Genomic DNA, 13,909 nt, shown 5'->3' with positions numbered 1-13,909 from the left:
TTTCCTTCTAATGTATATTTAAATTCAATAGCTGAATTCCGGGATTTAGTTATTAAAACTTACTTATACTATTTAAGGTGAAATTTACCTAAAAATACTTTTCAAACTTTTTATATAGAATTAAGATGACAAATTTATTATACCGTATATAAAAGAAAGAAAATTCCAATATATTGAGTATACTGAAATTTTCTTTCTAATTTTTTATTGAATATAAATAATCCTAAATTATAATTATATCTTTAATAATACCCTTCTTATTATATCATATATAAGTTTTAANNTATCTAATTTCGATATTTTTTTATAATTATCAATGATATAATCACTATACCTAAAAGTGATAATATACCAACTGTTAATAGTATTAACATCAACACTTTGTATTCTGCTACATTTTGTGAAAAATAACTCAAGAATATAGTTACCATAATAGCACTAACAATCGCAACTGCGAATAAAATTGCAAATACTATATAACAAACCTTCTGTCCTCCTGTTAATTTTTTATTAAGTATCCCTATTAAAAACATAGCGTATGAAGCTGCTAATAAACCTATGATAATTGGTACTGGTACATTCTCTATTCCTAAACCTCCAAGTATAAGCTTCGATATAATAAAGACAGCTATTCCTACTACTGCATATATCCCTTTATTATTGCCATTCATCTTTCATCTCTCCTCGTATAAACCTCTAATCAAACTTTTTAATAATCTCTGTGACTCCCCATTTTGCACCTTCAGTAATTATACCAATACCTAAACCTACACCTATTGCTACCCATCCTCCACTGGCTGTAAGGGCCGCAGCGGCGGCAAATCCAAGTATATCAATACCACTTCTAACTAATCCAATACCTAATCCATAATTCCTATTATCACATATTGTTAATCCTAATCCAACAACACCTAGTTGCTTAAATGCGTCATCAAAAACTCCTAAAGTTACTGGAATTTTAGTTGATATTCCATAAAGCTTTGTCCTCATACTACCTACAATTATGTCATCACCAAAATTTTCACATATACTGAAGATTGTACCAGACAACAACCCTGGAATTGAACCAAGTATTGTATCTTTTAATTTATTACCCTTAGAGTTAGTTACAGTGCTAGTGTTCGAACTTTTTCTTCTCCCATATTTCTCCATAGCTTTATATGAAGCTTTTCTCATTGCAGCTGTTTCTTCACCTTGAGTATATATAGGTCTAAACCCTGATGGGTCTTTTGATGTAACATGATTATTATTACAATAGGCAAATATATTATGTGATAGTAATGCCCCTACATTTCCACCAATAGCATCAATGTTCAAGAATCTTCCCCACTCAGGATTATAATATCTTGATTGTAAATAATAATATCCAGTCTCACTATCGTATCTATAACCTCTATATCTATAAGGATTCTTTTCTCCTAATGCTTTATCTCCTGTTATAGATATTAACTTACCTATTTCTTCATGAACTACACTATTCCCTTCTATTTAGGCTAGAATTCTCCTACCATTCGCATTTAAATATATATCAATCGTCGGTTGTTACTTTTTACATTAAACTTATTATTAAAAGCCAGTAAAATGAATAATTCACTACTACTGGCTTTTAATAATTATTTATTCAATTAAAATTATATCTAATTCAAATAACAATTTTACTTTAATCATAGTAAAGATAAATGTTACTTCCTATAATACATTCTTTATCACTACATCTATCATTTTCTATACTTAGGTATAATTTTAATTAGTATAGGCCCAATAATAAATATTGATATTATACCTATATCCATAAGATATGATTTATCTAAATATAAACCAATAAATCCAATTACAATTGGTAACATCATAGCTAATAATATTAATGCTACAACATACTCTTTCATACACAGCATAAATAATATAATACTTATTCCAATTATAACTGATATTCCTCCAATCATTATTCTTATATCATTTCCATACTTCTCAGATAACGCTCTAATAATTAGTATATTAAAAAGACCTACTGTTGCACCTATCTTTGGGATATTCTTTTTATTCACATTAATCACCTCCCATAATGATTATCTTTTATTTCCGTTGCACGTTTATCTATATAAACACTAGCTGCAGTTGACACTGCAAATGCTGCTACAGTTATACCTGCAACAGCCCAAAATGGAGTACTTGCTGTTATTAGTCCTCCAGCTATAGCTCCAATTATCGCTCCTGCGCCAATTCCTACAACTGTAGCACCTAAATCAATAAGTCCACCAGTAACGTCTCCTTTGATGAAGCTGTTGATTGCAGAATATGCACCTATACCAATATCTCCAACATAACCTAATGCCTTTTTACCCAGACTTTTGGAAAAACTTTTTCCAGCTACATTTACTCTAAATGCTGGTCCAAATGCTTTTATGTCACAAATTTTTCTATAACCAGTGTTAATTAGCTTACCAACCTTACTGCCAATATTATCTGCTATACTTCCGCCTGTAGCTTTAATTCCACTGACCCAATAGTTAAAACCTGAATTTCCATTTGATGTTGAACTACCTTTGTTAGCATAATAATTATTCATGACTTTATAAGAAGCATCTCTCATTGCAGCTGTTTCTTCTCCTTGAGTATACATAGGTCTAAAACCATTAGGATCTTTTGATATAACAGGATTATTATTACAATAAGCAAAAGTATTATGTGATAACAATTCACCTATACTACCACCAATAGCATCTGCATTCAAGAATCTTCCCCACTCAGGATTATAGTATCTTGATTGTAAGTAGTAATATCCAGTCTCTGTATCGTATCTATAGCCTCTATATCTATAAGGATTCTTTTCTCCTAATACTTTATCTCCTGTTATAGATATTAATTTACCCCAAGTATCGTAGGTATAAGAAACAACTTGTTTTCCAATAGAGTTTATTATTCCTATAATATCACTTTGAGCATTTCTAATGTAGAAATATTCTTCAGTATCATTTAGCACGAAGCCTACAAGACCTTTATCTCCATAGTTATATAAAATTTTGTCTACTTTACTTCCATTAGTTATTTCTTCATATACTACATTACTTCCTTCTAGTGTATACTTATAGTTCACTCCATTTACTGTTTTTTCTATTCTTATTCCATCACTATTATACTTATAACTAATGTTTTTACTATTTCCTGTTATAGAGGATAATGTTCTTCCACCTTCCCATTTAAAGGTGTAGCCATCATAGGTTAATGGATTTCCTATTGCATCATAGGTTATGGCTTTTCCATTGTAAGAGGTTAACTTATCTTTCCAATTACTATCACCATAGCTATAATCTACAGCTTTAGTTGCTGCTCCTAGTGTTGTGTTACTTGTTAGTGCATATTCTGCAACCTTTAGAATGTTTCCACTTTCATCATAGGTATAGGTTATAGTTTTATTAAGGTCTCCATTATCTTCTCTTACAACCTGTCCTAAACTATCATAGTAATACTTTATTACTTTACCATTATTTACAGTTTCAATTCTTCCTAAAGCATCATAGGTATATTTTATTTCACTATTGCCATTTTTTATTGATGATACCATTGAAGTTGTTGAACCAGCATAACCAGCTTTGTATTCATATCTTGTATCATAGGTATAAGCAGCATCTAAGTTTAGTGTTCTAGATTTAGTTCTTCCTATAGAATCATAAATATAAAAATAATTTTTTCCTGAAGGTAATGATACATTTTCAGTTTTTCCGTCTTTATCAAAATTAAAGCTTGTAGAATATGATTTTCCTGCTATATGGTTTTCTTTTTTACTAGTTTTATCAGTCTTATCATAATCATATTTAAACCAATTTCCACTTGAATCCTCTGTTTTTACCAGTCTGTCTGCTAAGTCATAGGTGTATTTATTAGTAATTCCGCTTTTTAAATCCTGGGATATAGCTAAATTCCCAGAATTATCATAGGTATATTTTGAAGCTATCTTACCATCTAAGGTTTTACTAGTTACTCTATTTAAATTATCATAACCGTAGGCTACTGTATTGCCATTTCCATAGGTAGCATTTTTTAATACACCTGATACATTATCATAGTTATTGGTTATTAAAGTGCTACTTCCCACTGCTACAGATTTCTGATTTCCATTTCCATCATAGGTAAAGTTGTAGCTTGTACTATTGCTAGAAACCTTTGATAATCTATAATTATTATAAGTATAGTTGTTTTGTCCAACCCTAGCAGTTGCTTTTCCTCTTCCTTTAGTATACATTGATTTTACAGTATTGTCATCATAGCATTTGCTTGAAAGTATGAGTTCATCTAGGTTTCCTTCTATTGAACTACCAGATAATTTTTGACCTATACATATATTAGCTCCTGAAAAATCTTTATAGGTACCTGAAGCTGATTTCTCTTTATTTCCATTAATATACATATTGATTGTAAGAGTTGTTCCGCTTTTATTCCAAGATATTGTTAACATATTCCATTGTCCTGTTGTTACAGCTGTATTTGATGTTATTATGTCTACAATATTTCCACTACTATTCTTAACAGATAACTTTACTTTATTATCCGAAGCTAAATATGCCTCTATCACACCAATATTTTCTCTAGTTGTTCCAGAAAATATATATCTTGTACTAGTACTTGCACTAGGTTTAAGCCAAAGATTCATTGTTCCTGAGTTGTCCCTTATTCCACTACTATAGTTAGCATATCTGCCTCCTGTAGCTTGCATAGTTAGCTCATTAGATGAATCATACTTGCTCTTATCTGTAAGTGCTCTAAGTCCATTAATACTTGAAGAATTTCCTCTTAAAGGAACATATTCATCCCAATTTTTGTAGTATCCATAGTTACCGCTCTTTAACTTATTATAATGCTGCTTTAGTTCTGTTAAATTGTCTACCTCTGTAGAACAGTATAATTCTTCCACTTCTCCATTTAATGCATTTTTATTATTAAAATCTGCTCCAACTATAACCTTACCACCAGTAAAGTCTTTTACACCACTAACAGTAGCATTCTTTACTTCATCATCTATAGTTAATGTAGCTTTTAATCCTGAAGATGCATTTTCCCATTGTACTATCATAGAATACCAAGTGTTAGCACTTATAGCTTTATTTAATACAATAGACTCTTTCCAAATTCCGCTACTATCTTTAAATGCCAAGCATAATTTATTGCTCGTATTTACATATACAGCTAAAGACCCACCATTAGGCGATGAACTGCAAAGTAAATACCTAAGACTACCATTACTTTGTGGCTTGAATTTTAATGCAATAGTCCCTTTATTTTTGCTTATTCCTAAATTATATGGAACTCCTCCTCCATCTTGAACTTTGAAAGTGTAATGCCCTTTGCTATCCTTAACTGGAGTAGCACCCAACCCAAGGGATTTACTTCCTAAATCTCCACTACTATTACCATTTACAAGGAAAGTTTCTCCTGTCTTTTTGTCACCATATGGGTTATAGGCACTTGTATTTATAAGCTTATCTGTTTCATCATATCCATAATAAGTAGAAACCTCTTGTGAATTAATAGTTACATCTAAGTTATCCTTAGATTCGCTATATACGTTCAGTATTTCGTTTCCACTGGTATCTATAGTTCTTTTTGTGTATCCTGCAGTATCACTTGAAATATTACTGCTTTCCATAAACAATCCACTTCCAGATATCTTTGATACTACTGCATTCCCATACTCATCATAAATAAAAGAACTTACAATGTTTTCTGCCGTAGTAGTTTGAATTAAATTCCTATTACCATCGTATGAATACTTAGTTGTATTTCCTTTTGGATCTGTAACAGAAGTTAATTTATCATCACCATCATATTTATAATTAGTTTTTTGTTTTATTAAATCCTCTGTAGACGTTATATTACCCTTATCATCGTACTGATAGCTTGCACCAAACTCTTCTTTATATAATTGGAATCCATCAAAATAAGCTATATTAGCATTTTTATAGTAAAGTCCATATACTCTTACACTTTTATAATCACTCTTAGCCACAACTTGTCCTGATACATATTGCCATGTTGATGAATCTCCATTAAAAGGAATAACAGTCCATTCATAGCTACCATCTGGTTTTTCTAGTCCTACATCTAAAGCAAAATATCTACCATTGCCTATTAGAGGAAGTGATTCTGCCTTTGCCCAACCTCCTACTACAAAAACATCATCTTTTTTTCCTGAAACGTTTATTGTTTGATATATACTTTTATCTTTTTCTGTATTACCAGGCATCTTATAAACAGCTTTTATTTTATCTAGATTTGATGGATAAGTTGAATCTGTAGTTGTATATAATCCGTTTGTACTTTCCCAGTTACTTGTAGTCCAAAAGTTGGCATTAGGTGCTCCATTAACTACAAAATTGGGATTTTCAACCAAATTATATCTATTAGTAACTTCTCCATCTTCTACTTGTAAGTTATCGAAATATGCAGTTCCTGATTCCTCAATTAACCCACATCTAATATATACAAGATTAGATGTCGCATCTGATGGCAAAGTAAATGTTATAGATTCCCTATCCCATCCAGTAGTTCCACTAATATATTTAGAATCTTTTGTTACATAATTCCCTGTATTATCAGTATAATTTACAAATAAAGCAGCACCTTTTTTATTAGTATTACTTACTCCATTAGTTGATACATATCCTGAAAATGTATAAGTCTTCCCCTTTTCTAAGGTGACAGCTTGACTATAAAATCTCCTACTAGTTTTATTTGTCATATTTACCTTTAATGAATATTTTCCCATGTTAGCTTTTGTAGTAGTAAATTCATTAGTACCTGCAGAACCTGACCAAGAACCAGCACTCCAATTTCCATCCTTTAACTCACAATTATGGTTCATTAAATAATTATTGCTTGTCTTTTGAACCTTAGATTCCAGCTCTAATCTATTTTTTGCTTTTTCATTACTATTATACTTATAGTATTGTGCACTTCCATTAGAATCTTTAATAGATATTGTATTTCCTCCATTATTAAATTGATAAGTATTAGTTCTACCCTTAACATCCTTTATTTCAGTTTCATTATAGCTGTATTTAAAGGTTAGACTTTGCCCCTGTGTCCCAGCTGTATCTACATAAGTGGCAGTTTTAACTCTTGAAGTAGAACCACCATAATAGGTATAGAGCAATTTAGCACCATCTAAACTTTTAACAGAAGATAAATTGTTATTACCTTCATAAGTATAATAAGATGCCTTACCATCCGGATAAGTTATTCTACTTAATTGTATTCCATTATAAGCATAGCTAGTTTTTCTTCCCGCCGGATCTGTGATACCAATTAACGTTCCACCTGAAGTATATTGTAAAAGTGTAGTTCTTCCTATGCTATCCTTAACTCCACTTATTCTAGTTCCATCATAAAGTATAGTGTTAGTGTTATTATTAGTATCTGTAATAGTTTTAAGGTACCCACCAGGAACAAAATATAATTTATTTCTATCTTTATCTGTAATCATATAGCTTCCATCACTATTTTTAGTGAATTTAATACCTTCAAGACTTTCACATTTATAAGTTTTAGATGCTGAATCATAATAAAAGTAATGATTAGTTCCATCACTATCAAAATATTTATAATAGGTTGTACCATTTATTACTTCTTCAGTTATCCTTTGTTGAATGTTGAGTTTCCACCCTTTTCCGTATCCTATATCAGTCTCTTTATCATTACTATTATAAACATGCTCTATCTTTAAAGCTAACCTACTATCTAATGCAGTGTAATCATTATGGGTAAAAACAACATTACCATTATAATCATTAATATATCCTATTCCACTTCTCCCCATATCCTGTGAATGATATGTCCAGTAGTTCTCTAACCCTGTATTATTAACATATTGAATTGCTACTAATGGCCATCCTGCTTTATGTTGATCAGGTGCATCAGAAGACAAAAATGTTGTATTTCCTGATGCCGGGTTATCCCTTTTTAATGCTATACCATAATTATTTCCTTCTGTATACCACCCTTTTACAGCTTTGGTTACATCCCAAGAGTACCAACCATTTTTCACTGTCTGAATATCTAATATCCTTTTTTCAGTTGCCAGTGATTTCTTATTCGGTACACTTGTATTCCAATTTTCAGTGACAGTATATGCATTTATTTGGCCATCAGCTCCACTTTCCGAATTCACCTTAAATAATGCTAATTGTGCATCTACTACCATATCTCCAGCATTTAATTTTGGCAATTTAGTAAATTTAACATATGTCTCTGTTTTTCCTATTCCTGAATTATTTCCAACTCTTAAAAACATATTATTCCACTTATCTTGAGTATCATTATAAGCTGTAAAAGTATCTACTATTTCTTTAGTATTCATTTCTGTTCTTACTATGGGATCTACTGTAATTGGAAATTCTCTTTTATCATCATTAATCCATTCATTATTTGGAACTATCTCTAAGGTATATCCTCCTTCTTCTGCTTCTTTGAATATTAGCTCAATATCCTCAGACAATTCTCCCTTTGCATCATACATAAAAGGCTTATCTAATTGGAATACTTCAGCTCCAGTCTCTAAGTCTTCAAATATAATTATATTTCCTTCAACTCTAGGTTTTAGATTTTCTATATTCAAATTAAACAAAATTGAAGGATTATCTATTTTTTCATTTAATATTATATTTTCCTTTACTGTTTTTCCTATCAATTTATACTCTAAGTCAATATTTTCGTAAATAGACTTAAATTCCACACTTGATTTAACATTGGGTAAAAACTTCTTATCAATTTCCTTTTTAATCTTATCTCTTAAACTCTTATTATTACTAGTTGATCTTTTTGCCCTTCTATTACCTCCAAGTTGTTGTTCCACCATTTCATCAATAACTTTATTTATATCTGTATTTTCTACTGATGCTTTACTTAGTTTGCTTATATTTTTTGTTTTCCTATTTTTATTTAATTTATCATTATCTTTATTCTTATTTTTATTACTACTATTAGATTTTTTTACATCTCCATTAATATCATCTTTATTATTTTCTTTAGTTTCTTTACTTACTTTCTCATCTTTATTTGAATCTTTATTTGAATCTTTATTTGAATCTTTTTCTTTATTCTCTTTTTCTTTTTCTTTATTCTCTTTTTCTTTATTTGAAGTGTTATCTATTGTAGTATTTTTTGATACTTTTCCTACTAAATTAGTTTTCTTTTTTAATTTAGTAGTTTCACTATCAATAGGTGAATCATCTACTCTATCCTTTATTTCTTCATTTGTAGTTGGTTTTTCTGTTTCTCCACCTTTTTTGTCTTCAGTAGATGGTGGTTCTGTTTCACCGTCTGTTTTGCCATCTAAAGGTGGATTATCTATTTCCCCTTCTTGTTTATCATCATCTGATGGTTTTTCACTTTCCTCACTTGGTTTATCCTCTGTTGATGGCTTTTCTGTTTCTTCGTTTTTCTTATTATCTATAGTTGGTTTTTCTTCTTCAACACCTTTATCATCTGATGCTGGTACTTCTTCTAATTTTTCTCCGATACCAACACCTATGTTCCACCATATTTTATACTTATCCTTTGATACAGAAATAAGCTCTTTATCACTGGCATTTTTACCTATCCTAACAGTGAATTCATTTTCTTTATTTTCATAATAATTCCCTTTATCATGCAATGAATTATTGATATCTATCCATTTGCCATTTTTTAAATAGTGTATAGGTTCTTCATATAATATTGCTTCATAAGTTCCATCGTCTTTTAAAAAGTACTTTGTATTCTCCTCTCTCTTCTCTTCAAGTTCTCTAACTATTTCTGCCTCCTGATTTTGATTAGTAGTCGTTTCTTCTGTGTCATCCGTAGCACTTACTATAATTGCATTTATTGGTGTCATTGTTACCAATAATGTAATTATAAGTAATTTACATACGTTTTTATAAAATTTCGTCACAATTATCCCCCCAAATATTTATTACATTTTTACAATTCTACAAATTTCATCTTTTACCTTTTTATTTCCATGTACTTTCATGTTCAAAAATGATACTTTCATGCACATTTTGTATATTTGAATAACTACCTAACTCTAAAATATATTTTCTTCTCAAATGATTAGTTGTATTTTATTATTAAATTGAACAATGGGTGAGAGTTTTTTACATTGTACTTTTAACTAATACAACCTATTAAAATAAATATATCCTTATTGCTTTTTATTTTTATATAATATAAATTAAATATATAAATACTTTAGGAGGTCTTATGTTTAATAATTTTATTTTATACTTAATAATAATAAACCTAATTGGATTTTTTATAATGTTAATAGATAAAAGGAAGGCTATAAAAAGACAATGGAGGGTTAGTGAAAAAGCTCTTATATGTATATCTATAATAGGAGGTTCCATTGGTATGTTAGCTGGTATGAGCACTTTTAGACATAAAACTAAGCATAAAAAATTCACTATTGGTATTCCTCTTATCCTTGTTATACAAATAGCTATATTAACTTATTTTATCAGCTTATAATTTTAGAAATGACTTCATACTCCTTAAATTTCCAACATATTTACGCTTCCAATACATTGAAAAACCCCTGAAACCCGCATGAATAGAACAAATAGTTAACTAGTTATATAGTTTAATAGCTTCATAGTTAACTATTTTTATAGTTCCATATAAAAATAGCTTCCTATACAAATATTTATATAGGAAGCTATTAATTCAATTTAAAATACAGTTTTATAGTTTATAGCAAGCTTCTACTTCACCTACATATAATACATGATAGTCCTCTGCTGGATAGCTTGAGTTCTTTATTGCATCCGATAAAAACTCTGGATTCATTTCTTGTTTATAAACTATTTTACATTCATAAGTCAATACATTAGATTTTTCTATTATTGGAGTATCTACAGTTTTAGCTGGAATTAGTTTTAAATTACATTCCTTAAATTTATCATAATCTCTTCCTGATTTAGTACCACAGAATTTAATTTCCTCCTTTAAGCTATCATCAAGAGGAATTGTTACATTAAAGTTATCAGCTTTTTCTATAATAGAAAAGGTATGTCTATGCTTTCTCACTAGTACTGTAAATATAGGTTTTCCCCATTGGAAGCCAACATTTCCCCAACCTATTGTCATAGTATTAACTTCATCTCCAGCCTTTACAGTTAAAAAGGCACCTTTTTCATGCAGATTCCTTATTGCTACATTTAAGTCTTCAGTAAATAATTTAAAATCAACCATTTAAATCTCTCCTTAAAATTATTTTTTATTTACATTATACACTTATTTATATAGGAGGAGGTCATTGAAGATAATAATGCTCCATAATCTACATCAAAAGAAATTATATCACCAACTTTGTAGTCAGATTCACTTTCCGTTACATCTAATAAAAGATGATCACTACTGCCACCTAATATTGTTATTTTTTCATCTCTAGGAGTTATTCCATCAATTTTTACGTCTTGTCTTCCCATTGAAATTATAGCTCTTTTTATTGTTCCTCTATCCTGAAAGGTTGGAACCTCTCCAAAGGCATCCATGCCAATATTTCCTATTGGTACTGATGGCTTATCCTTAATTTCTATAATTTCACCTTTTAAAGTAAACACATCTTTAAACATTCCTGGAATATCTCTTCCATAAGCGGTTTCTCTTCCTAAAACCACTGATTCCCCAAGTCTTAAATTATTAATTCCTTCTGGAATAGTTTTATTCATTACCATATATAAACTACTAGAATTTCCTCCTGATACTATAGGTATCTTAATATTTAATTCTTCTTCTATGGTGTTTTTTATTTCTAGCAACCTTCCTAAATTTACTTCATCAGGTATTACTCCTCCATAGCAAGTTAAATTTGTTCCTATCCCCATAAGCTTTATATTAGGCAATTTAATAATTTCCCTGGACATTTCTAGTACATCTTTCTCTAAAACACCTTCCCTTAAATCTCCTAAATCCACCATTAAAATTATTTTATGAGTTTTCTTAGCTCTTATAGCTTCCTTTGATAATGCCTTAATTGTATCTATCTCTGAATTAAGGGAAATATCACTATACATGATTACTTCTCTTACTTCACTAAGAGCTGGAATTCTAAGAAGTAGCTTTTCACAATTTAAATTTGCTATCTTTTTTAAATTAGCCACTCTTGAATCTCCTATGGTTTTTACCCCTGCATCTAAAACACCTTGAACTATATCGGGGTGTGAACAAAACACCTTAGTTACTACAGCGATGTCTATCATCTTTCCATTACACATATTTAATAAAAATTTAGTATTATAGGTTAATTTATTTAAATCAATTTCAATTCTAGGATATCTATCCTTTACTTCTTCTTTCCATAACTCTTGTTCAAGGGCAATATTATAAGTTAAATTTTCTTGATTTAATTCTACTTCTGAATAACATTTTTCCATTCTCTAACTCTCCTCCTTTACAGAAACTAAAAATCTAATTTGTCATTATAAATTTAAACTAGCTTTAAGCAATTCTATTGCAGCTTCTTTATTTTCTCTACTTAAAACTCCAGCACAGGCCATGATATACATATTATCTAGGAGTACCTTTGCCTCTTTTGTGGGACGCATAGTAATGTCTCCCTTAACATCCTTTATACTCTCTAGCATTTCCTTGCCTTTACCTAACCTAGTTAGAGCACCCCCTGTACCTATGATATATTTAACCATTGATAAATCCTTTCCATAGGCACTAAACTTTCTTCCTGAATTGTATACTCTTTTAATTTGCCCTACATGTCTATCTATGGCAGTGTTTACAGCCTTTTGAGCAAGGACCCTACTCCAATATTTCTCTTCTTCTGTAGTTGGAATAGGCTTAATGAAACTCCTTATACTATCCTTAGTTCTTCCTTCTAACTCGTGATGTTGTAAAAGTTCTAATACATTTTCTCTATTTACATATACCCCTAAATCACCTTCTACGGTACGCTTTGCTTTTGGTTCTGGAGTCACTAATATATCTAAAATTTCCACACTACCTTCTGTTACGGAATGAACATCTGTAGTAGCTCCTCCAACATCCACCACTATTACATCACCGATTATTTCATAGAGTAACTTTGTAGCTTCCATTACAGCTCCAGGAGTTGGCATTATAGCTCCATCCACCATTTCTTTAATTTTATCCATACCACCGGCTTTAACAATATTTACTTCAAAAGCATCTTGAATTATCCCCCTAGCAGGCTCCACATTTAATTCATCTACCCTAGGATATACATTATCTATTACATAAAGTTCTCTACCTTCAAAAATCTCTTTTATTTCCTCTTGGTTAGCTATATTACCACAATAAACCACAGGGATATTCAGCTCAGCATCTCTTATAATCTCAGCATTATCTAAGGCAGTTTCTCTCTCTCCATAGTCTGTACCGCCTGCAATCATTATAAGATTAGGATTTATTTCTTTTATTTTTTTAATATCCGTTCTTCTAAGCCTACCCGCTGTTACCATTTTTATAATTCCGCCTGCACCTAGGGCTGCTTCCTTTGCAGCTTTAACTGTCATATCTTGTACTAATCCATGAACAGTTATTTTTAAGCCTCCTGCGGCGCTACTAGCACCTATCATTCTGTCATATTCAATGGATTCTCCTAGCTGCTTCTCCATTTCATTAATTGCATTTCTAAGTCCAATAGTTACATCACCTTGTAAAACAGAAGTAAAGGCCTTACCTTGTCCTACAACCTCAACTCCTTTTTTAAAATTAAAGGCTGTTACTACAGTGGTTGTACTTCCGATTTCCGCTATTAAATATTCAACTCTCATAGCTTCCCTCCTAGTTTAAAGGGGATACCTCAAAATTTTACTAAGCATTAATCTATCCTTAAGGTAAACTTAGTTTAATTATTTGAGACACCCCCAGTACTTTATATAAATATCATATATTTTTTATT

Annotated in this window: 8 protein-coding genes; 1 reads left to right on the top strand and 7 read right to left on the bottom strand. The window is 30.5% G+C overall.

Annotation, left to right across the window (positions count from 1 at the left end; all coding sequences use genetic code 11):
- Window positions 1–287: 287 nt before the first annotated feature.
- From B2P65_RS03000 to B2P65_RS02985, 4 genes are all read right to left on the bottom strand, one after another.
- On the bottom strand, window positions 288–671 hold the full coding sequence (locus B2P65_RS03000; RefSeq protein ID WP_346879559.1) for a hypothetical protein: 384 nt from the start codon (window positions 669–671) through the stop codon (window positions 288–290).
- 25 nt (window positions 672–696) lie between these two features.
- Window positions 697–1,440 (bottom strand): RHS repeat-associated core domain-containing protein, encoded by a 744-nt coding sequence (locus tag B2P65_RS02995; protein WP_346879564.1) that lies wholly within the window; start codon window positions 1,438–1,440, stop codon window positions 697–699.
- A gap of 278 nt (window positions 1,441–1,718) precedes the next feature.
- Entirely contained in the window at window positions 1,719–2,045 is a 327-nt protein-coding gene (locus B2P65_RS02990; protein ID WP_346879558.1) for a hypothetical protein, read from the bottom strand.
- 5 nt (window positions 2,046–2,050) lie between these two features.
- Entirely contained in the window at window positions 2,051–9,922 is a 7,872-nt protein-coding gene (locus tag B2P65_RS02985; RefSeq protein WP_346879557.1) for an RHS repeat-associated core domain-containing protein, read from the bottom strand.
- Window positions 9,923–10,233: 311 nt separating this feature from the next.
- Between B2P65_RS02985 and B2P65_RS02980 the strand changes: the two genes are divergently transcribed.
- Window positions 10,234–10,500 (top strand): DUF1294 domain-containing protein, encoded by a 267-nt coding sequence (locus B2P65_RS02980; RefSeq protein ID WP_346877808.1) that lies wholly within the window; start codon window positions 10,234–10,236, stop codon window positions 10,498–10,500.
- A gap of 213 nt (window positions 10,501–10,713) precedes the next feature.
- Here B2P65_RS02980 and B2P65_RS02975 read toward each other — a convergent pair whose 3' ends face one another.
- From B2P65_RS02975 to B2P65_RS02965, 3 genes are read right to left on the bottom strand one after another with little or no spacing between them, the layout of a single operon-like run.
- The gene (locus B2P65_RS02975; protein ID WP_346877807.1) at window positions 10,714–11,223 is read right to left on the bottom strand and encodes a flavin reductase family protein; all 510 of its coding nucleotides are present in this window, start codon (window positions 11,221–11,223) and stop codon (window positions 10,714–10,716) included.
- 29 nt (window positions 11,224–11,252) lie between these two features.
- A complete protein-coding gene (gene orr, locus B2P65_RS02970; RefSeq protein WP_346879556.1) occupies window positions 11,253–12,407 on the bottom strand; it encodes an ornithine racemase Orr in 1,155 nt (384 codons plus the stop codon).
- 45 nt (window positions 12,408–12,452) lie between these two features.
- Window positions 12,453–13,781 carry a GlmL-related ornithine degradation protein gene (locus B2P65_RS02965; RefSeq protein WP_346879555.1) on the bottom strand — a complete coding sequence of 443 codons (1,329 nt, stop codon included), beginning with the start codon at window positions 13,779–13,781 and terminating at the stop codon, window positions 12,453–12,455.
- Between the last annotated feature and the right edge of the window lie 128 nt (window positions 13,782–13,909).

This window comes from Clostridium sp. UBA3061 (assembly GCF_002367465.1).
In the GTDB taxonomy this organism is placed as follows: Bacteria; Bacillota; Clostridia; order Clostridiales; family Clostridiaceae; genus Clostridium_J; species Clostridium_J sulfidigenes.
This window is presented reverse-complemented; position numbering and strand designations above follow the sequence as displayed.